Origin of the sequence: Streptosporangium sp. NPDC023615 (assembly GCF_040640155.1) — a bacterium.
In the GTDB taxonomy this organism is placed as follows: domain Bacteria; phylum Actinomycetota; class Actinomycetes; order Streptosporangiales; family Streptosporangiaceae; genus Streptosporangium.
In genome coordinates this window covers 22,458-43,912 of sequence record NZ_JBFABE010000066.1, presented here as the reverse complement: position 1 = coordinate 43,912, position 21,455 = coordinate 22,458, and the positions used below count along the sequence as shown (strand labels likewise).

Here is a 21,455-nt window from a genome sequence, read left to right as displayed (position 1 = left end):
GCTCGTCACCGCGGTGACGAGCGCCGACCGCGAGATGAGCGAGGCGGCCCGTGCCCGGGGCGCCGGCGGTCTGGCCGACAACACCACCCGGGCCTACGCCCGCGACTAGGAGACCTTCACCACCTGGTGCGCCAAGAGCGGGCGTACGCCGTTACCCGCCTCGGCTGAGACGATCGCCGAGTACGTCACCCACCTGGCCGTCACACCCACCACGCGCGGCACTCCCTCGGCGCCCTCGACGATCGAGCGGGCCCTGGCGTGCGTGCAGTCCCGCCACAAGAAAGCTGGGCTTCTCCTCAACGCCGAAGGCGGCCGCCTGGCTTTGCGCGCCTACCGCAAGGAGCGCGCCAAGGCAGGCACGCGCACCCGCAAGGCGCCGCCCGCCAAGCTCGCCGTCCTGCGGGTGATGATCGACGGCTGCGACCCCGCCACCTTGGCCGGCCTGCGCGACCACGCCGCGCTGGTGCTCGGCTTCGCCTTGAGGGGCCGCCGCTCGGAGCTGGCCGCCCTCGACCTTGAGGACCTGGCGCTGACCGTCGATGGCCTGGAGGTCACGTTCGGCTGGGTTACCGCTCTCGCCGGGGTCGGGGGGTAGGGCATGCGCAGGTAGGCGCACAAGACGTCGATCATCGTCTGGCGCAGTTCCCGGGTGGCGACGTCGTCGGCCAGGCCGGCCAGGGCGATGACGCCGCCGATTCCGGCGACCACCGCGAAGGAGAGCTTTAGCAGGTCCAGCAGCCGGCTCAGCGGCAGGCCTGGCTTCCCGACCGAGGTAAGGGCGGGGAAGCCGAGAATCCACAGGGCGCTGACGAACAGGCCGACGCTGAGCAGAAACAACGATCCCGAGAGAAATCAGGGGACCGTGAAGTTAGCTTTCAGGTCCGGTATTTGATGCCCTATATTTCGACAATAACTGTCTCCCGGACGCGTATCCGGGAGACGGCCGCCATCAGAATGCGGTTAGTGTTAAAGGGTTTTTTTTCGATCCTTTTCCCTTTTGAGAAAAAGGTGAATAGAGAAGAGGACGGTAGCGCCAGCGAAGGTCATGCCGCCTACCGAAGTGAGCATCCTACTCCAATATAGCACCTCAGGATCTCCGTCACTCCTCAATGCGAGAGCTATTGCTATTGTTGTCACCGAGGCGACGGCGAATATTAAAGCTACCCATTTCACCTATAAGGCCATCCTTCCTCTTTTAAGGTGACATCATACCTTTAACAACTTTGGTGAAGGTCTGAAGCTGCATCGAGTTTGACTGTTATGCCAGTATGTAGTGCAGGTTGAATCTACCCCCAGTCCGCCGCTGTGGCGATTAGCTTTACTGATCTGGGAAGACCAGTAATACGCATTGGCGGAGGCGCCTCCGCACAAGATAGCTCCCGGCAAAAACAACGCACTTGCCACTCCGCATGCACTCAGTCCGGCCCCTAGCGCATTTAGGTCATCCGCTGTATCGGCCGCATCGTCGGTCGTCAAATGTATTTGACAAACTTTTCCATACCAGTGATTTGTGCACTTACGGGTAGACTTATCTCCATTTTTTGGAATGGAGCCGTACGCAGATGTCGACAACTTTTTCTTACTTTTAGCAGTTGCCTTATTGCTCTTCTGAGAAGATATTTTTTTCCACAGTAATCTCAAGGCCTTCTCGTCGTCCGTTAAGTCAGCGAAGAAATTATAAATATCCCGCTTCTCTTTAGGTGCATCCCAATATCCCTTCGGGGCCGTTTTTCCTTTCTCTGTGACACCTATCGCTCTGCCTCTTTCTTCGTCGAACCACCAGTCCATTGCCACAAGGCAGCATGGCTGATCGGGCCAGGAATAGTACGGCTGCCCCGGGACAACTTCTGTTGGTGTAAATTCCCAGCTTGAGGACGAGGATTGCCTGTCAAGGTATTTGTCCCAGTAACTGCTCGTGTCATAGGACTGCCAGCTAGTGCCGCCGCTTGCGCTGCCGTAGGAGCCTCCGCTTTGGATGACTTCGTATGCGTTGTGCCCGGTGGGGTCGGTATTGGTCAAAGGGCCAGCGTTGGCGTAGGTGTAGCGGTTGGCCTGCACCGATGGGTTCGGGTCGAGAGTCATGGTGTCACGGGAGGTGAAGGCGCCGGTGCCGGGTTGATACCAGCGAGCATGCATATTGACCTTGCCGGTATCGGGATCGGTGTACTCCCCTTGATAACCGGGCGTGCGCTGGGTGCCGGAGCGGTGAGTGACGATGCCGAAGGGGTCGTAGGCGACCGAGTCGACCAGGACGGTACCGGAGAAGGTTGCGACCACATCGCCGTGCAGGTCACTCATGGTGGCGAGCGCGGGGCCAGCGCCTTCTTGCAGGCTCAGCAGGCCTCCGAACGGATCGCGCCCATACTTCGCCTGCAGGGTCCCGGATCCGTCGGTGGTGGTAACGAGGTCGTTACTCAGGCCGGAGTAGATGAAGCGCTGCTGAGCGCTGCCCTTGGTGCGGGAGGTCATCCGGTCCAGGTCGTCGTAGCCGTAGGTGGCATCCCCGTCGGAGGTGAGGCGGTCAAAAGCGTCGAAGGTGAGGATGCGGGTGACGCCGGCCTTGGTCTCGGTGGCGGTGGTGCCGCGGGGGGTATAGGTGTAGTCGGTCCCGGCGCCGGAGGTGAGGCGGTTGCGCTGGTCGTAGACGAAGGTGTCGGCTCCGGCCTTGGTGCGGTTGCCGGAGGCGTCCCACTCATAGGCGGTGACGGCGCCGCCGGGGGCGGTCCAGGAGGTCAGGCGCCTGGAGCGGTCGTAGCCGTAGGTGTTGGTTCCGGCTCCGGCGGTGCCGGTGGTGGTCTTGGTGGTGAGGTTGTCGTCCTTGTCCCACCCGTAGACGATCTTCGACAGTTCCGTACCTGAGCTGTTCTTCACCGTCTGGGAGGTGAGTCGGTCCACACTGTCGTATCCGTAGGTTTGCGTGTTGACCGGGTTGGCGGAGGTTTTACTGGCCAGACGGTTGGCGTTGTCGTAGCCGTAGGTCCAGGTGCGGCCGGTCACCGGGTCGGAGGCGGTCTTGAGCCGGTCGAGGGTGTCCCAGGTGTAGTTCGCCGTTCCGGCGGGGTCGATGCGCTGGGTGGGGTTGCCGGTGGCGTCGTAGGTGTAGGCGGCGATCTGGTTGGTGGCCTTGGAGACCTTGGTCAGCAGGCTGCGGTCGTTGTATTCGAGGGTGTAGTCACCGATCGTGGCCATCCGGCCCGCGCTGTCGTAGGTGACCGCGCGGTTCAGCGTGGTCATCGAGGTGCCGCTGCCGACCTCGGCGGTCATCCGGTCCAGGTGGTCGAAGGTGCGATCGATGCGCACCCCCCCTGGCTGCAGGGTCGCGGTGGCGTTGCCTGAGGCGTCGTAGACGCTGGTCCAGGTCCGATCAGCGGCGTTGGGGTGGGCGGTGGTGGACGGTTCGATGACGGATTCGACCAGGCCGAGGCTGTTGTAGGTGGTCCAGGTGGCGTTGCTGCGGCCGTCGGTGGTGCGGGTGCGCGCCCCGCTGGCGTCGTAGCCGAACGTTGAGGTGATCGACGAGCTCGCGGTGACGGGTTCGATGAGGGAGGTCAGCCGTCCTGCGGCATCGAATGTGCGCTGGGTGGTGTAGCCCTCGCCGGAGGTGGTGCTGGTCGGGTTGCCGGCCGGGTCGTGGCCGAAACTGGACGTGCGCACGACCGTGACGGGGTTGGTGCCGGCGAGGTCTTTAACGGCGCTCTTGCGGCCAGCGAGGTCGTAGGTGGTCTCGGTGGCGTTGCCGAGCGGGTCGGTCACCTTGGTCGGCCGGCCCATCAGGTCGTAGGCGGCGGTGGTGGTGCGGGTGGCCGGGTTGGTGGTGGTGGGGGTGGGCGGGTTGATGGTGGCGGTGACCTCTCCGGCGGCGTTGACCGTGTAGGTGGTGGTCTTGTCACCCGGCCCTGGCGTGATGCGCTTGGTGAGGTTACCGGCGGCATCGTAGGCCAGCTTGGTGACGTGCGCGGCGGCGGGGTTGCGCTCGATCCAGGTCTGGGTGATCTGCCTACCTAGGTCATCGTAGGTTGCCTCGTTACGCGCTCCAGTGGGGTCGATCAGCGCGCGCTGCTCGCCAAGCAGGTCGTACTCCGAGACCCAAGCGCCGCCTGGCCCTGATGGGCCGGGCTGGATGATTTTGACCGGGCGTCCCAGCACGTCGTAGACGGTGGAGGTGATGTGGTCGCGCGGGTCGGTGACCGTGGTCTGCCGCCCGGCCGCGTCGTAACCGATGCTGACCTTGGGGGTGATCGTGCTGCCGCCCGGCGGGGTGTACGGCGCGCCGGTGGTCGAGGTCAGGCGTCCGGCCTTATCGAAGACCGAGGTGGTGGTGCGCCCTTCGGCGTCGACGGTGTGGGTCTGCAAACCTGCGCTGTTGTAGCCGTACCGCAGAGTGGGACGCCCGGTGGTGAGGGCGGCGCCGTTCTTTTCGATCGTCACCTGCGGTGCCTTGGTCTCCACCAGCTGCCCGGCCAGGTCGTAGCGCATCGTGGTGGTGAAATCAGCGGGGGTGGCGCCGGAGGCGTTGCCGCGCGGGTCGGTGGTTGCGCTCAGCAGGCCACGGTCGTCGTAGACGCTGGTGGTGACCAGGTCCTCTGCCCCGTTCTCCACGGTCTGCCGGGTCACCTGGTTCAACGCGTTGTGAAGGTAGGAGGTGGACTCGATGCGGGTGGTCCCGGCCGCAGTGAAGGTCTTCTTGGTGATGTTGTTGGCCGCGTCGTACTGGAAAGCGGTCTTGCGCCCCAGGGTGGCGGGGGCGAGGGTGGTGGACGTGAGGCGGCCTGCGGCGTCGTAGATGGATTCGGTGGTGACCTTCTCGCCGGCGCTGTCCTGACCGGCCGGGTCGTTGGTGACCTGCTTGGTGAGGTTACCGGCCGCGTCGTAAGTGTTGTCCTCCAACACCACATCGGTCCTGGTGGCCAAGGGATCGTTGAGCCGGACGTCATCGGCGATTACCTGCGACAGGCGGCTGTCGGCGAAGTACATGTAAGCCCGTTTGCGGCCCATCGCGTCGACCTGGCCGGCCAGCCGGCCGCCGGGGTCATAGGAGGCAGATTCCAGCACGACGTCCTGGGCAGGCTGCGGACTGACCGGGCTGCCGGTCCAGTTCTTGAGCGTCGCGGTGAACGGCTGACCGCGCTCGGTATAGGCGTAGGCAAGCACGGTGCCCACCGGGTCGGTCGTCGAGACCTTCGCTCCGGTGACGTCCCAGGTGGAGTGAGTCACGCCGCCCTCGGGGTCGGTGACCGTCTCCACCCGTCCCTTGGTGTCGTAGGTGTAGGTGGTGATGCGCGCCGGGTCACCACCGGTCAGGTCCGACACCGTCTCGGTGAGCCTGTTGCCGTCCGCGTCATAGGTGTAGACGGTCTTTGCGGTGTGGGTGACGTCGGTGACCTCGTTCTTCACTCCCGCAGCGGTCTGCGTCAGCGGGCGCCCGGCTCCGTCGTAGGTGAACGTCGTGGTGACCCCGGTGGGGTGGACCGCCGATACCTCGGTTCGCGAGGTCACCCGGCCCAGCGCGTCATGGCCGAACTTCGCTATCAGTCCCGACGGGCTGGTCTGCTCGGCCAGATCCCCAGCGGCGCTGTAGCGGTAGGTCGTCTCGCTGCCCTTGAGATCCTTGGCCGACTTGCGCAGGCCCGCCGGGGTGATGCCGCCGCCGACGGCGGGCTCGGTGCCGTCGGTGTAGGTGCTGCTGGCCGAGCGTCCGGTGGGGAAGTCTGGGGTAGCCGGGCCGGTCTGCTTGAGCGTCTCGCCGTACTGGTTGTACTCCCACTTGGTGGCGTAGGTGTTGTCGGTGGCGCTGGTCGAGCGAGGATCGCGGCGAATCAGGAGCTTGTCGTTGCGGGGATCGAACTCGTCGGCGGTATTGCGGTAATAGGTGTAGCGCTCCTGCGGGCTAAGACCCAGAACGCATTCCAGCCCGGCGGGCGAGGAGGGGATCTCCTCCTCTATCAGGCAGGTGGTGCGGGTCAGGAGGTTGCCGCGTTTGTCGTGAGTGGTGATGACCGCGTTGCTGTTGGGGTCGGTGATCATCGCCGGGTAGCCGCCGCTGTCGTAGGTGTAGCTGGTCTTTTCCTCCAGCTGGTCGACCTGGGTCACCAGACGGTAGCCGCGCCAAGCGTCGTGCTCGAAGGTCAGCGTCTTGTTCTTGGGATCGGTGACCTTCACAGTGGACAAGCCCGTGTCGCCGTCATACTGCGGCTCGGTGAGCTTCCAGAGGCCACCGTGCTGGTCGGTATGGGTCTTGAGGCGATCGGTGGCGCTGTCGTAGGTGTTGTCCGCCCAGATACGGCTGGACGGCAGTGTGATCTTCGACAGCAGGTGTGGGACCGCCTGGCGGGCGGCGTAGTGCTCGGCCACCTCGGTCGCGGTCAGTGGCCGGTCATAGACGGCGACCTCGTCGACGTGACCGCTCAACCCCCACGAGGCGGACGTCCAGCTACCGGTCACGGGCGAGGAGGGCCAGGCCGAGGTGATCCGGCCGTTACCGATCGTGGCGAACTTCCACCCCTGGTGGCTGATCGTGCCGCTGAGCGAGCCCACCGGGGCACCATCGAGGTAGAGGGTCTGACTGTTGCCCGAGCCGGACAGGGCGACATGGTGCCAGGCGCCGTTGTTGACGGCAGCGGCCGAGGTGATCGGGGAGACGACCGCGGTACCGCCGGAGCCGGTGACGCCGAACTGGCCGCGCAGCTTGCCGTCGGTGCCCACGTACAACAGCGGCTGACCGCTACCGGGGAACCATCCTTGCTGGCCGAGCTGCAGGTAGGTGTCGGAGGCATAGGCGATCACTCCCGGGGAGGTGGTCTTGAACCAGGTCTCCATCGACAGTGAACCGGCCATCCGCGGCAGCAGGTGCTCGGGCAGGTCCATCCATCCATCACCCGCCAGTTTCGCCGAGGTGTTGGTGGAGCCGGTCAGCGCCCCGGGCTCGGCCAGGGTCATCTCCTCATAGGTGGCCGGTCCCGAACCCCAGCCCAGATTGACGCCTTCACTCGTCGGCGGCTGGCACAGCTCCGGTACGACGGTGCATATCGGGTCCGGGGTCGGCGACGGCGGCTGGTTGACCGGCTCGCCCAGACGCCAGTACCCGACCGGCTCGTCATCTTGCACCACACCCGGATACGCCGAGCCGGTGGTGTAGTCGTAGGTGGTGCAACTGGAGGCCCCCAGCGGGGAGCAGACCTGGTGAAGGCGACTGCCTTGGTAGGTGTAGGTCCACGTCAGCGGGGCGCCGTTGACCGGGTCGGTGGCCACGCTCGCCACCCGTGCCCCGTTCCAGGTGAACGTCAGCGACCGGCCGCCGGCATCGTGCACCGCGCTGAGCTTGCCGTCGGTGTCGTACACCAGGTCCTGGGCGCGGCCGCGGCTGTCGGTCACCTTCACCAGGCGGCCAAAGGCGTTGAACAGGTAGGAGGTGGAGGACTTGTCCATCAGCCGCCACCCGCCCGCACCGGTCGTAGCGAGGGTGGCGAACATGCCCGGCGGCGGCTGGAACCCGCCGTCCCCACGCGAGGCGAAACGCAGCACCTGCCCGGTGGGATAGGTGACCAGCAGCGCCCCACTCGCCTCGGGCTGGACCTTCATGTCGAAGCGAGTGGACCAGCCCGCGCCGAAGATCCCATCCGTGCGGGCGTCCTTGCTGTTGTAGGCGCGCCGCACACTCAATCCCAGCCCCGCACCCGGTACCGACGCGTCCACAGCCTCGGTGGTGTAGTTACCGGCCAGCTGGTGAAACTCCTGACCGTTGACCCCACGCGCCGCCAACTGGGAGGCGACAGTCGGCTGACGGGCACCGGTGACGAAGCTGTACTCGGACGAGAGTGTGTTGTTGCCGGCGCTGTCGGAGACCTGCACCGACCACGAATACGACTTACCCCACTCCAGGGCGCCGGCGGGAACCTTCCAGGAGCTCACCCCATCGGGCAACTCCCCGGAGTATGCAACCACCGTCGGCTCTCCACAGCCTGGCAGCGGGTCCTCGTCCTCTTCTTCCTGCTCGGGCAACACGCAAACCGTGAACTCATAACGCAACGGGGACGTCCCACCGTCGGCATAGGCCACCAAGGTCGGTCTCACCGTCCCGACCTGCTGGCCCGACAACGGCCACATGTCCTTCACCTGAAGGTCATCAAGCAGCGACGACACGGCGGCCGTCGGCCGCATGCCCCCTCGCGGCTCACCAGAGACGGACCCGATGCGAGATGTGCCATCGGAGGCCGATGTCCGGCTCCTCTTGGACACAAACCGCGCATCCACGGGCAGCGCCTGCTTGGGAAGGCCGATCTTCTGAGCAGGGGCTCGCACTGTGACCGGCGATCTGGTCACGCTGCTGTCCACCAACGACGCCAACCCCGCCGCCGACCCCGACAGCTGCTTCGGCGTCTCAGGATCATCCTGGACCAGCGCGGTCACCACAGAGGCGGTGACAGGGACGGCCTGGAACAGTAGTAGGCCCGGCACCAACATCACGGCCCACACCGCCACCACCCAGGCCCTACGACCAGGCGAACGCAGACGCGAACGTGGACGCGACAGACTACGGCGCATACGCCGTCACCCTCCGAACAAGTCAGCGCGAAGGCCTAGTGGCCCCCGCGTTACCCCAGCCCGCCACCAAGCCCACAGCGGGGCCGGGGTCGACGTTTCGGAGCGCGCAACAAGCAAACGATCAGAAATTACCTATAGATCACCTAAAGCCGCAAGATCTCCATAAGGGGAAAATAAAGGATTCAATGTCACGTTTCATCTGAAAACATGCTGTGTCCGTACGCGTTTGGCTTCTATGGGTAACCAAGGCGAAACGTCTGAATTCAACACACAGGTAGTGGCTGGTGACGTTCCGCTCGAACGACGAGGTCTCCGACTCATCCGGATGAGACTGCTTTTGGGTCGCGTCCGATGGCGCTCGTTGCGCACAGGTCGCGACATGTCCGGATGTGGACGAGCTCGGGGAGGCCATTGGCTCAAGACTCCCTGGATAAGTGACATTATCCGGGGAGTACGAGTAGGATCTCCCCGGATAACTGCCGGGCGAGGCCTGAGCTAACGCCGGAAAAACTCCCCGGATAAGAAGGAGAGGGGTCCGGCGAGTGACCACGAGCACCGACAACAAGATCAACAATGATGGCGACAGAGAAACTGGCAACCGGGTTGACGATCGGAGTGGCGATCGGGTGAGCGGTCCGACCGACAACCGCCTTGCCGATCGGGACAGCTCCGGGACGGGCAACGTGGTGATGCTCCGGCCTGGTCGTGAGGCGGGGTCGGTGGCGGCCGCGGCGGAGGCGGCGTTGGCCGCGTTCGGCACGCATCTCGATCGGTGCGCGCTCGCGGCCAACACGGTGACCGCCTACCGACGACAAGCCATCGCCTACCGCGACTGGCTGCTCGCCCGGGCGGCCGAGCACGCCGACGCGTTCGTCGACCTGGTCGGCGCCGAGGCCGCCGTCACCGCCTGGCGCCGGCACCTGCTCGCCGCGGGCGCGTCGCCGGCGACGGTGAACCAGGCACTGGCCGCGGTCACGTTGCTGTATGAACACGGCCCCGCACTGCGCCTGGCGGTCAAGCGCGCCCGGGTACCCAAGCCCGGTGCTCCGGAGGCGTTGTCGCGGGCGCAGGAGAACGCGGTCCGCCGCGCCGCCGACCGCCGCGGCCCCCGCGACGCAGCCCTCATCGCCGTCCTGCTCGGCGCCGGCGCTCGCGCCGAGGAATGCCAACGCCTGCGCATCGGCGATGTGCCGATCACCGCGCGCAGCGGCACCGCCCGCCTGCACGGCAAAGGCGACGAAGTCCGCACCGTCCCGCTGCCGGTCCCGGCCCGCGAACGGCTCACCGCCTGGCTGAAGGTGCGCGCTGAGCTGCTGGCCGCACGACCCGCCCTGGCCGAGGCGGTCGGCGACGGGGTGTGGGTCGGCCAGCGCGGTCGGCTGTCGGTCGACGGCGTCACCGACGTGGTCCGCGCGGTCGGCAAGGACGCCGGCCTGCCGGGCCTGCGCCCGCACCGGTTGCGCCACACCTACGCCACCCGGCTGCGCGAAGTCGACGCCGACCACGCCCAGATCCAGGCCCTCCTTGGCCACACCTCCATCGAGACCACCGCACGCTACTTCCGCGCTTCCCCCACCGAGGTCGCCGACCTGGTCGACCGCGCCCTCGACTACTGACGGCGAAACGATGGGAACGGTTGCGCTGAGCCGGTGGATCGATGCGGAGCTCAAGAACACCGTGTGATCGCTTCTGCTACCTGGCCGTCTATACGAGTCCTGCCTGCTCCTGCCAGTACGCCAGGTGGCTTCGGGTGGTCAGGGTGTCGGGGTGGTCGGGGCCCAGCACCCGCAGGCGGTCGGTGAGGAGGTCTTCGGTTGTGGCGGCCGCGCCTGCCGCATCACCGGCCAGCCCCCGCCAGTCCGCCAGGCCGTTGCGGGCGGCCAGGGTCTTGGGGTGGTCAGGGCCCAGCACTCGTAGGCAGTCGGTGAGGAGGTCCTCGAACGCCGCGGCCGCACCCGCCGCATCACCGGCCGCCCCCCGCCAGTCCGCCAGGCCGTTGCGGGTGGTCAGGGTGTCGGGGTGGTCGGGGCCCAGCACCCGCAGGTAGTCGGTGAGGAGGTCCTCGAACGCGGCGACCGCACCCGCCGCATCACCGGCCAGCCCTCGTGAGCTCGCTAGATTGTTACGGGTTATCAAGGTGTCGGGGTGGTCGGGACCCGACACCCGCAAGCGATGGATGAGGAGGTCCTCGAACGCCGCGGCCGCACCCGCCGCATCACCGGCCAGTCCCCGCCAGGTTGCCAGGTTGTTGCGGGTGGTCAGGGTGTCGGGGTGGTCGGGACCCAGCACTCGTAGGCAGTCGGTGAGGAGGTCCTCGAACGCCGCGGCCGCACCCGCCGCATCACCGGCCAGCCCCCGCCAGTACGCCAGGTTGTTGCCGACGGCCAGGGTCTTGGGATGGTCGGGACCCAGCATCCGCACATAGTCGGTGAGGAGGTCCTCGAACACGGCGGCCGCGCCTGCCGCATCGCCTGCCGCCCCCCGCCAGTACGCCAGGTTGTTGCGGGTCATCAGGGTGTCGGGATGGTCGGGACCCAACACCCGCAAGCGATCGGTAAGAAGGTCCTCGAACGCCGCGGCCGCACCCGCCACATCACCGGCCGTCCCTCGACAGCTCGCCAGGTTGTGTCGCGTGATCAGGATGTCGGAGTGGTCGGCATCAAGCACTTCCAAGTGATTGGCGAGGAGGTCCTCGAACGCCGCGGCCGCACCCGCCGCATCACCTGCCGCCCCCCGCCAGTGCGCCAGGTTGTTGCGGGTCATTAGGGTGTCGGGGTGGTCGGGCCCCAACACCCGCAAGCGATCGGTGAGAAGATCGTCGAGTGCGGCCGCCGCACCCGCCGCATCACCGGCCAGCCCCCGCCAGGTCGCCAGGTTGTTGCGGGTGATCAGGGTGGCGAGGTGGTCGGGGCCGAGAAGCCGGGTCATGGTGGCATGCAGCTGGGTGTATTCGGTGACGGCCGCGTGAACCTGTCCGCTGTCGCCGAGGCTGGTCGCGGCGCGGAGCAGGATCGGGTGGGCCATGTCGTTCCATTCCCACAGGGCGGTTCCGGTGAGAGTGTGCAAGGTTGCGGTGTTGGCGCGCAGAACGGGACCGGCCTGATCGCGTTCGACGTCCGGCCAGACCTCCAGCAAGGCATCGGCGGCGACATGCGCGACGGCGGTCGACTCGGCGCCGGAGAGGGTCTCGCGGGTGGCGCGCTGGATGAGCTGGTGGACCCGCACCTCCTGAAAGGATGCGGCGGGGTCGTGGTCGATGAGGCTGAAGCGGTGCAGCACCCGCAGCCCGTCGTAGGCGTCGGCAGCCGACACCTCCTCGGTGGTCTGGGGACGTCGTTCGGTGGCTAGGTAGGTCAGCACTGGGGTGCTGGTCAGTGCGGCCTGCGGGATGCCGTGCGGATCCAGCACCGCCGCCACCTGTAGCAGGGGCCGGGCCAGTCCGGCGGGCCGGGCACGGTCGGCGCGGTCGATCGACAACGACCAGGCCGCGGCCACGATCGCGGGATGGTCGTCGGGCAGGCCACCCTCCTCGGGCACCACCTTGGCCAGCCTGTGGCGCCGATCGGCCAGCCGCTCCCGATACCTCGCGCAATTCAGGTGCGCGTCGATCAGGTAGGCGGCCGCTTGGGCCAGCGCCAGCGGCAGATATCCCAGGTCGGCGGCGAGCGCGTCGATCTCAGCGTCACTGTCGGTCCGGTCGTAAACGGCGAGCTTGGCGCTCAGGTAGGCGCGCGCCTCAGCCTTAGTGAACACCTCCACCTCCACCACCCGACGGTCCCGGCCAGCCAGGGCTGCCTCTCGGCGCCGGGTGGTGACCACCACCCGCCCAGCTGCGCCCGAGGGCCACAGCTCCCGGACGTCGGCGGGGTCTTGCACATCGTCGAGCACCACCAGCCACGCCGTCGACGTCGTCTGCGCCCAGGTGAGAAACCGTCTGGCCGCCTGCTCGACATCGCCCGGATCGGTGGGAAGGCCGAGCTCAGTGGCGGCCTGGGCGTAGGCGGCCAGGATCTGTGAGCGGGAGGTCGCGCTCACCCACACCAACACCTCCACTTCCCGCTGCTCCCATATTCGGCGGGCGTAGGCGGCGGCGAGCTGGGTCTTGCCGATCCCGCCCATCCCGGCCAGCACCTGCGAGACCACCACCGTCCCACCGCCGGCAGCGGCCTCGGTGAGCCGGTCGGCGATCTGGCGGGTCTGGAAGCAGTCCGCGGCCCGGGGCACCACCCCCACCTGGCGCCGCACCGGCTCACTCTCCCCCTTCTGCGAGGTGGGGGCCGATGGGTGAGCAGTGGGGGGACGTCCGCCACGCCCCCTGCCTTGGCGGCGTTCGGCCCGCGCCTGCTGGCGAAGCTTCTCCCACCACACAGCAGGCGGCGCAACATACTCAGGGGATTTCTGCCGGGCGCGGCCGCATAGGAAGACGATCAACCAGTCGGCGACCTTCCGGTTAGAGGGGACGTTGCGGCCGTTGCGCCAATCACTCCACGACGCGGGCGCCACCTTCAACGGCGGCAGTTGCGCGGCCGCCTGCCGCTGGATCATCGCGCCGTCCGGTGCGCCGGCCGCCGCGTGCAACGCCCGGAGCGCGGCGGCGTACCGGCTGGTTGCATCCATCGCACCGGCTGTCTCTGCCGCGTCCGTCGAATCGCTGGAGCCGCTCATCTTGCTACCCCTCGCCCATCCGGATCCGGATCGAAACCATCCGGAAAAGCCGCCCATCACCCCATTTCCCGAGGTCTCCCACCCTGCCCGCCCCACCGCGTCGATGCGAGCGGATCCGGAAAACCATCCGAAGCGGCCTGATGAGACCACCGCCCCGGGCGAGCAGAGCACCGGGGCCCACGGTAAGGAGAACCGCTCATGATCGATCGCCCGTTCCTGCGCCGCCTGGCCCGCGCCGCCCTGGCCGCCGCGATACGCAGCGCCACCGCAGCTGCCGCAGCGGCTCCCATCACCTTGGCCATCTGGTGGATCACCCACCGCTGACAGGTCGGCTGTCCCGGCTCCCGCGCCCGCCGGGAGCCGGGACAATGTCCACTACACGACGGCCGAACGGGCGAATCAAGTCGCCGAAGATCACGCTTTTAGTGGTCGACTGCAGCGCCGGCGACAGGGGCGTACCGGGCTGTGTGCCAGATTCGTCCCCGCCGCTCGCGTCGTCTCTCCTGCCTGCGGGGTGAGTGGTCATGACCGCTCGATGGTCACATCACCGTCTACCCCCTCGATCTGGGTGATGGAACCGCTGGCATGTGAGTTGCTGACCCGCTGACCGCCGGACGGCGGCCCGTCATCGGCGCCGTCCCGTGCGGGCTCACCGGCCACCGGCGGGTTCGAAGGCGCGAGCGGGGGCGCGGCCGTCGGTGAGGCGGGTGCCGGAGCCGCCGACGTCGAGGGCGGTCCGGCAGGCTTGGCGCTGTCGCGCAGCCGCACGCTGCGCCCTACCCGCCGTACCTGGTCGATGCCGCCGCCTGCGGTGCTGCCAGTCACGACCTGCCCGGGGCTCGCTGTCCGGCGCGGCTCGGACGAAAGATCTGCCTCACCAACCGGCGCGCGGGGCTCGGCGCGGGTGAGCCGGTAGGCCACCGCCGCGCCGGCCGCGGCCAGGGCCACCGCGATCGCCGACCACCCCCAGCTCCAGCCCGCGTCGGTGAGGATCTGATTGCTGGCCACCGCGACCGCGACCGGCACCACCACCGACAACGACAGCCAGATCCACCGCGCCCACCCCGACCGCTTGAGAGTCGTCATACCCCCATCATCACCGCATTTCCTACCGACGGTGAGGACCCTTCCTCAAACAGTGACCTATGCGGATAGGTGCTCTGGCCCGGTCCAGGACGTCCGTGTCCGCTCCCTGCTCAGATCAGTGACACCAGCAGTCCAGGAGTTAGAGAGCTGAGCCTCGCGCGGTCTCACGCTGGGCGCATCGCGCGTAACTGTTTGACGAAGCCGCCGGGCAGAGGGCAGATATGCGTCGAAGATGGCTCTATGGCCGACCTTCCCCCCGAAGCAGCCGGCGCGGGTGAGGCCGGGAACACGCAGAATCCGCAGTCGCCCACGCCGCTGCAGTCGGTCACCGACACCACAGTCGCCGGCCACCTGAACCAGATCTCCGGCGTCGGCGGGAACGTCTCCATCGTTCAAGGCGCACCCCTGCCTGCGCCGATCGCCTGGCCCATCGTGGAGGGCGACCTCCCCCGCCGGCCACGCGCCTTCCAACCCCGGCCGGATCTGCTGGAGGCGTTGCGGGCACGTATGCGGGAGCAGGGGGCGGCGGTCATCGAAGGCGCGGCGGTCGTCGACGCGGTGACCGGCACGCCCGGGGTGGGCAAGAGCCTGCTGGCCGCCTCCTACGCCTGGGATCGCCGGCACGCCGGCTGGCCGCTGATCGTCTGGATCACCGCCCAAACCCACGATCAGATCCTCACCGGCCTGGCCGGCCTGGCACGCCGGCTAAACCTGCTGTCCAGCGACGACGACACCCACACCGCAGCCGTCAAGGCCCGCGACTGGCTGGCCGCCACCGACCAGCCAGGCCTGCTGGTCTTCGACAACGCCACCGAGGTCGACGACGTGGAGCCCTGGTGCCCGGCCACCGGCACCGTCCAGATCCTCATCACTACCCGCAACCGTGCCTTCCACGACCTGTTCGAGCCGGTCGACGTCGGCGTCTTCGACCCGGAGCAGTCGGTGGCCTGCCTGCACCAGCGCACCGGCCGAACCACCCCGGGCGCCGACGACGTCGCCGGCGAGCTGGGCCATCTACCGTTGGCGATCGGGCAGGCAGGAGCGCTGATCGCGCGCCGCCGCATGACCTACCCCGCCTACCTGAAGGCGCTGCGCGACCTTCCGCTGAGCGAGTACTTGCCGCAGGCGGGAGACGGCTACCCCCAAGGGGCCGCGCAGGCGATCCTGCTGTCCATCGAGCAAGCCGAAGACACCATCGCCGGCGCGCGCGAGCTGCTGGAGCTGCTGGCGGTGCTGTCGGAAGCCGGTGTGCCGCGCGCGATCCTGTACGGCACCACCAACCCCGACGACCTCGGCCCGGTCGACACCGCGGAGTTGGATCAGCTGCTGGCTGACCTGGCCGACAGCTCATTGATCAGCTTCAACGACGACGGCACCACCATCCTCATGCACCGTCTCACCAGCCGCGTCCTACGCGAACGCGCCCAGCACACCCCCCACCCCACATCCGGCGACCTGCCCGGCATGCTGACTCGCGCCACCACCCTGCTGCACCACTTCAACACTCACATCCCCGACGGCGCCGCAACCTGGGCCGCCCGCGGCGCCGTCGACATGCTCGTCGAGCAAACCGCCACGGTGCACGCCTTGGCCACCAAGTCCGACAATCTGACCGACGACCTGCTCGGGTTGCGCGCCTGGTGTGGCAGATACCTCTACGACGTGGCTGATCTGGGCCGGGCCATCCCGCTGTATGAGCAGACCCTCGCCGATCGGCAGCGGGTGTTGGGCGGCGACCACTCCGCCACCCTGACCTCCCGCAACAACCTCGCTGGCGCCTACTATGCGGCGGGGGATCTGGGCCGGGCCATCCCGTTGTACGAGCAGACCCTCATTGACTGCGAGCGGGTGTTGGGCGGCGATCACCCCGCCACCCTGACCTCCCGCAACAACCTTGCTGGCGCCTACCGGGCGGCGGGGGATCTGGGCCGGGCCATCCCGCTGTTGAAGCAGACGCTGACCGACCAAGAGCGCGTGTTGGGCAGCGACCACTCCGCCACCCTGATCTCCCGCAACAACCTCGCTGGCGCCTACTATGCGGCGGGGGATCTGGGCCGGGCCATCCCGCTGTTTGAGCAGACGCTGACCGACCATGAGCGGGTGCTGGACAGCGACCACCCCGCCACCTTGACCTCCCGCAACAACCTCGCCAGCGCCTACCGGGCGGCGGGGGATCTGGGCCGGGCCATCCCGTTGTGCGAGCAGACCCTCATTGACTGCGAGCGGGTGTTGGGCGGCGATCACCCCGCCACCCTGACCTCCCGCAACAACCTCGCCTACGCCTATCAGTCGGCGGGGGATCTGGGCCGGGCCATCTCGCTGTTGGAGCAGACCCTCATCGACTGCGAGCGAGTGTTGGGAGCGGACCATCCAACGACAAAACTCGTGCGCAGCAACGTGATGCACCTTCGACGAAGCGCTGGCGCTTCTCACACTCACCGACCTGCGGACACGACGGTGGTAGAGCAGCGCGCCGGGCTGGGGGACGTTGAACGCAATGCGGCGTGCAATTGTGGATCGGGGAAGAAGTACAAGCGGTGCCACGGCACGCTAACGGCCGATTGATCTTGTGTAGCCGATCCGGGTGTGGGACCCAAAACCCTACCGATGGGTAACGGGACAGGAGCCTCGCTCTGTCCGGTCAGACCTCACGCTGAGCTACTTTGCCCCTGGTGACACCGACCCGAGCGCCGGGCCATGGACATGCGCATCTCACCGCCCGCGGCTCGCCTCACCGTCCCGGTGAGTTCCGCCATGACGACGTCGCCCTGCTCGACCATGCGCACGACCTCCAGGCGGGGAGGGCCGACGAGTTCGGGCGGGCCGTCGACGGCCTTATCGTAGGCGTCCTTGCCGGTCAGGTGGAAGGCTCCGAAGACGGTCCACTCGATGTCGTCGGTCAGGCAGGACAGGATCTGCTCGTGGTCGTTGTTGCGGAAACCGTCCAGGTATCCGGTGACGGTCTCGACGTTCCGTGACATGGCCGGCATGGCCGCTCCTTCGATCGCTTGCCGTTATGGCTCCGCCGTACGGACCGGCGGTTCCCTCACGGACAGGTCGGAGCGGTCGGGGCGTTCTCGACGTCACATGCTCGGAGCGGTCGTTTCGGGGTCGGCGCGGCCGACGCGGTCGGCGACGTCGGACGAGAGGAGGGCCGTGACGCGGCCCGGACGCGCTGAACGGGAGCGCGGCACACGAGAAAAGGCTACACTGGCGGATACTTTAGGAAATAGAAAACCCATCGGACAGGAGTCTACCAAAGATATGGAGCGTCGTCAACACGGCTCTGCTCTCGCCGAAGCGTTGCGGCTCGAACAGGCCCATGTCGGCAAGGTCTACGGATGTCTCGACACCGCCCGGCGGGAGACGGAGGCCGCGCTGCGCGCGGAGTACGCGCGCGGCGAGGCGGGCGGACCGCGCCAGGCGAGGATCGAGCGGGAGGTCGCCTCGGCCGAGCACGCCCGCCGCCTGGCGCGGCTGTCCGCCGTCGAGCGCGACCTGTGTTTCGGCAGGATCGACGACACCGGCGGCGAGACCCTCTACATCGGCAGGATCGGGCTGCGCGACGCCGACCGTGAGATCGTCCTCACCGACTGGCGCGCCCCGGCGGCACGCCCCTTCTACACCGCCACGCCCGCCGTCCCCGAGAGCCTGGTCCGCCGCCGCCACCTGCACCTGCGTGACCGGACCGTGGTGGGCCTGGACGACGAGGTGTTCGACCTGGAACACCTGAGCGACGGCGACCGCCGCACGCTGGTCGGCGAGGCCGCGCTCATGGCCGCCCTGCGCCGGGGACGCACCGGGCGGATGGGCGACGTGGTGGCCACCATCCAGACCGAGCAGGACCGGGTGATCCGCTCGGACCTGCCCGGCGCGCTGGTGGTCCAGGGCGGTCCCGGGACCGGCAAGACCGTCGCCGCCCTGCACCGGGCCGCCTTCCTGCTGTACGCCCACCGCGACGTCCTGGAACGGCGGGGCGTGCTGGTGGTGAGCCCGACCTCGCTGTTCTCCCGTTACATCGGCCAGGTGCTGCCCTCCCTCGGCGAGACCGACGTGGTGCTCTCCAGCCTGGGCGAGCTCCATCCCGGCGTGCACGCCGTCGCCGTCGATCCCCCAGCCGCCGCGGTCGTCAAGGGCGACCTCCGCATGGCCGGCGTGATGGCCGCGGCACTCGCCGACCGCCGGCGCGTACCCGAGGCGGACCTGGAGGTGAGCATCCCGGTGCGCACCTCCCTGCGCGACGGGGTCGAGGTGGTGGTCGAGCGGATGACCCTGTCGGTGGACCACGCCACCTGCGTGCGCGCCCGCGACCGGGCCGCGAACACGCGCCACCCGCACAACGTGGCCCGCAGGCTGTTCCTGGTCGACATGCTCAGGGCACTGGCCGTGGACGAGGCCGTCCGGCTCGACGGCCCGCTGGAGGAGGAGGACCTGCGCTACGCCCGCAAGGTGCTCTGGTCGCAGCCGGCCGTCCGCGAGGCGCTGGACGCGCTGTGGCCGCTCCTCACCCCGCAGCGGCTGGTCGCCGACCTGCTCGCCTCCCCCGAGGCCCTGCTGTCGGCCGCCCCCGGCCTGTCCGACGCCGAGCGCGCCGCCCTGCTCAGGCCGTACGGCGAACCCTGGACCGTCGGTGACGTGCCGCTGCTGGACGAGGCGGCCGAGCTCCTCGGTGAGGACGACGACGCCGTCGAGGCGGCCGGCCCGGCCCTGGACAGGGCCCGGGACGACGAGGACGACGACGGGGACGACGAGGAGCTTTACGCGCTGGGCGTGCTGGAGTTCACCGGCCTGCTGGAGGACCGGATGATGGTGGCCGGCGCGCTGGCCGACCGCCACCGCGCGCCCGCTCCGTCCCGGACGACCGCCGAGCGGGCTCGCGCCGACCGGCGCTGGGCGTACGGGCACGTCATCGTCGACGAGGCGCAGGAGCTGTCGGCGATGGCCTGGCGGACCGTGATGCGCCGGATTCCCGCCCGGTCGCTGACCGTGGTGGGCGACATCGCGCAGACCGGATCGGCCGCCGGGGCCCGCTCCTGGGGGGAGATGCTCGACCCCTACGTCAAGGGCCGCTGGCGGCAGGAGACGTTGACGGTCAACTACCGGACCCCGGTGGAGATCATGCGGGTCGCGGCGGACGTGCTGGCTGCCGTGGCGCCGGACCGGCGTCCTCCCGAGTCGGTCCGCGAGGGCGGGAGCCCGCCCCGCGCGGTGCCCCTCGGCCTGGGGGACCCCGTCTCTCCCGGTGTCTCCCCCGGCGGGCCGGTCGACCGGGGCGGCACCGGCACCGGAGCCGACCCCAGGACCGGCGCCGGCATCGACGCCGGCACCCGGGCGGGGGCCGGCACCGGCATCGGTGCCGGGGCGGAGACCGGCACCGATGCCGAGAAGGGGGCCGACGCGGGGACGACCGGGACCGGCGCGCTGGTGGAGCTGGTCGAGGAGGAGCTGGCGGAGATCGGCGAGGGCCGCCTGGCCGTCATCGTCCCCGACGCCCGGTACGCCCACCTCGCCGCGCTCTTCCCCGCCTCCGGCGACCTCCTGGACTCCCCCGTCGCGGTGCTGACCGTCACCGCCTCCAAGGGCCTGGAGTTCGACGCCGTGGTGGTCGTCGAACCCGCCGAGATCCTGACCCAGGCTCCGATGGGCGGCAACGACCTCTACGTGGCGATCACCCGGGCGACCCGGAGGCTGACGGTGACGCATCGGGGAGAGCTGCCCCCCATGCTCTCCGGGCTCGAGCGCCACTAGCCTGGGGGCACTTTTTTCACCTCGGGGAGGAGCCCTGTGATGTCGCCGGTTCTGGAGAGTACGGCTCGGCTGCTGCTGCGCAGGATCGCGGTGGAGCAGGCGCAGGGCCGCCTGCCCTCGCTGACCGCCGGGGTGGTGCGCGACGGCGAGCTCGCCTGGTTCGGCGCGCGCGGCCGGGTGGACGGGGCCGCCCCCACCACCGGCACCCAGTACCGCATCGGCTCGATCACCAAGAGCCTGGTCGCCACCGTGGTCATGCGCCTGCGCGACGAGGGGCGGGTGGACCTGCTCGACCCGATCGGCGAGCACGTGCCCGGACTGCGCGTCGGCGGGGTGACCGTCGCCCAGTTGCTCTCGCACACCTCCGGGCTGAGCGCGGAGTCACCGGGTGCGTGGTGGGAGCGGGCGCCGGGCGTGCCCGCCGGCGACCTCATCGGCGGTCTCGGTCCCGAGATCGTCAGGCACCGGCCCGGGCGCCGCTTCCACTACTCCAACGTGGGCTTCGCCCTGCTGGGCGAGCTGGTCGCCCGGCACCGGGGCGTGAGCTGGGAGCGGGCCGTGCGGGAGGAGGTCCTGCGGCCGCTGGGCATGAACGACACCACGCCCCGGCCGCGCGCCCCGCACGCCCTGGGCTACGCCGTGCACCCCTGGGCGGACGTGCTGCTGCCCGAGCCGGAGCACGACGCGGTCGCCATGGCCCCGGCCGGGCAGTTGTGGTCCACCCCGGCCGACCTGGCCCGGTGGGCGGCGTTCGTGGCCGGTGACACCGCGGGCGTGCTCGACCCCGGCACCGTGGAGGAGATGCGCGAGCCCGCGACCGTCGACGACGGCGACACCTGGACCGCCGGTTACGGCCTGGGCCTGCAACTGGCCCGCGCGGGAGGGCGGCGCCTGGCCGGCCACACCGGCTCCATGCCGGGCTTCCTCGCCACGGTGTGGGCCGACCCGTCCGACAGGGTGGGGGTGCTGTTCACCGCCAACTCCACGGCGGGCGTCTCCCGCGGCCTGCTGACCGACCTGCTGACGATCCTCGACCAGCACGAGCCGCGCCTGCCCGAGGAGTGGCGTCCCGTCGCCGACACCGCGGGCCTGCTGGAGCTGACCGGCCCGTGGTACTGGGGTCCCAGCGCGTACGTGCTGCGGCTGCTGCCCGAGGGCGGCGTCTCCCTCGACCCCGTCACGGGCACGGGCCGGGCCTCGCGGTTCACCGCCCAGGACGACGGGACCTGGCTGGGACGGGACGGCTACTACGCGGGTGAGACGCTCCGCGTGGTGCGCCGGCACGACGGCTCGCCCAGCCACCTGGACCTCAACACCTTCGTCTTCACCCGTACCCCCTACGACCCCGGGGCGGAGGTGCCCGGCGGGGTGGACGAGGGCGGCTGGCGCGCCTGAGCGGAGCCGGTCACGTCACG

Annotated in this window: 11 protein-coding genes; 6 read left to right on the top strand and 5 right to left on the bottom strand. The window is 68.8% G+C overall.

Annotated elements, in window-relative coordinates; all coding sequences use genetic code 11:
• Window positions 1-105: 105 nt before the first annotated feature.
• Window positions 106-279: a hypothetical protein gene (locus AB0G16_RS31630; RefSeq protein WP_362813303.1), complete on the bottom strand. Its 174-nt coding sequence runs from the start codon at window positions 277-279 to the stop codon at window positions 106-108.
• Between the two features lie 43 nt (window positions 280-322).
• Between AB0G16_RS31630 and AB0G16_RS31625 the strand changes: the two genes are divergently transcribed.
• On the top strand, window positions 323-595 hold the full coding sequence (locus tag AB0G16_RS31625; RefSeq protein WP_362813300.1) for a hypothetical protein: 273 nt from the start codon (window positions 323-325) through the stop codon (window positions 593-595).
• Between the two features lie 611 nt (window positions 596-1,206).
• On the opposite strand, the gene AB0G16_RS31620 is transcribed toward AB0G16_RS31625, so the two are convergent.
• Window positions 1,207-8,406 carry an RHS repeat-associated core domain-containing protein gene (locus tag AB0G16_RS31620; RefSeq protein ID WP_362813297.1) on the bottom strand — a complete coding sequence of 2,400 codons (7,200 nt, stop codon included), beginning with the start codon at window positions 8,404-8,406 and terminating at the stop codon, window positions 1,207-1,209.
• A gap of 761 nt (window positions 8,407-9,167) precedes the next feature.
• On the opposite strand from AB0G16_RS31620, the gene AB0G16_RS31615 reads away from it, so the two are divergent.
• A complete protein-coding gene (locus tag AB0G16_RS31615; RefSeq protein ID WP_362813293.1) occupies window positions 9,168-10,157 on the top strand; it encodes a tyrosine-type recombinase/integrase in 990 nt (329 codons plus the stop codon).
• An 88-nt stretch (window positions 10,158-10,245) separates the two neighbouring features.
• On the opposite strand, the gene AB0G16_RS31610 is transcribed toward AB0G16_RS31615, so the two are convergent.
• Entirely contained in the window at window positions 10,246-13,206 is a 2,961-nt protein-coding gene (locus AB0G16_RS31610; RefSeq protein WP_362813290.1) for a tetratricopeptide repeat protein, read from the bottom strand.
• A 198-nt stretch (window positions 13,207-13,404) separates the two neighbouring features.
• On the opposite strand from AB0G16_RS31610, the gene AB0G16_RS31605 reads away from it, so the two are divergent.
• Window positions 13,405-13,530, top strand: a complete 126-nt coding sequence (locus AB0G16_RS31605; RefSeq protein WP_362813287.1) for a hypothetical protein — start codon at window positions 13,405-13,407, stop codon at window positions 13,528-13,530.
• A gap of 198 nt (window positions 13,531-13,728) precedes the next feature.
• On the opposite strand, the gene AB0G16_RS31600 is transcribed toward AB0G16_RS31605, so the two are convergent.
• Window positions 13,729-14,292 (bottom strand): hypothetical protein, encoded by a 564-nt coding sequence (locus AB0G16_RS31600; protein ID WP_362813284.1) that lies wholly within the window; start codon window positions 14,290-14,292, stop codon window positions 13,729-13,731.
• A 240-nt stretch (window positions 14,293-14,532) separates the two neighbouring features.
• Here AB0G16_RS31600 and AB0G16_RS31595 point away from each other — a divergent pair, with 240 nt between their 5' ends.
• Window positions 14,533-16,857 (top strand): tetratricopeptide repeat protein, encoded by a 2,325-nt coding sequence (locus tag AB0G16_RS31595; protein WP_362813281.1) that lies wholly within the window; start codon window positions 14,533-14,535, stop codon window positions 16,855-16,857.
• Window positions 16,858-16,940: 83 nt separating this feature from the next.
• On the opposite strand, the gene AB0G16_RS31590 is transcribed toward AB0G16_RS31595, so the two are convergent.
• Window positions 16,941-17,282, bottom strand: a complete 342-nt coding sequence (locus AB0G16_RS31590) for a nuclear transport factor 2 family protein (RefSeq protein ID WP_362813278.1) — start codon at window positions 17,280-17,282, stop codon at window positions 16,941-16,943.
• Window positions 17,283-17,556: 274 nt separating this feature from the next.
• Here AB0G16_RS31590 and AB0G16_RS31585 point away from each other — a divergent pair, with 274 nt between their 5' ends.
• Window positions 17,557-20,040: an ATP-binding domain-containing protein gene (locus AB0G16_RS31585; RefSeq protein WP_362813275.1), complete on the top strand. Its 2,484-nt coding sequence runs from the start codon at window positions 17,557-17,559 to the stop codon at window positions 20,038-20,040.
• A gap of 39 nt (window positions 20,041-20,079) precedes the next feature.
• A complete protein-coding gene (locus AB0G16_RS31580; protein ID WP_362813273.1) occupies window positions 20,080-21,435 on the top strand; it encodes a serine hydrolase domain-containing protein in 1,356 nt (451 codons plus the stop codon).
• Window positions 21,436-21,455 lie beyond the last annotated feature (20 nt).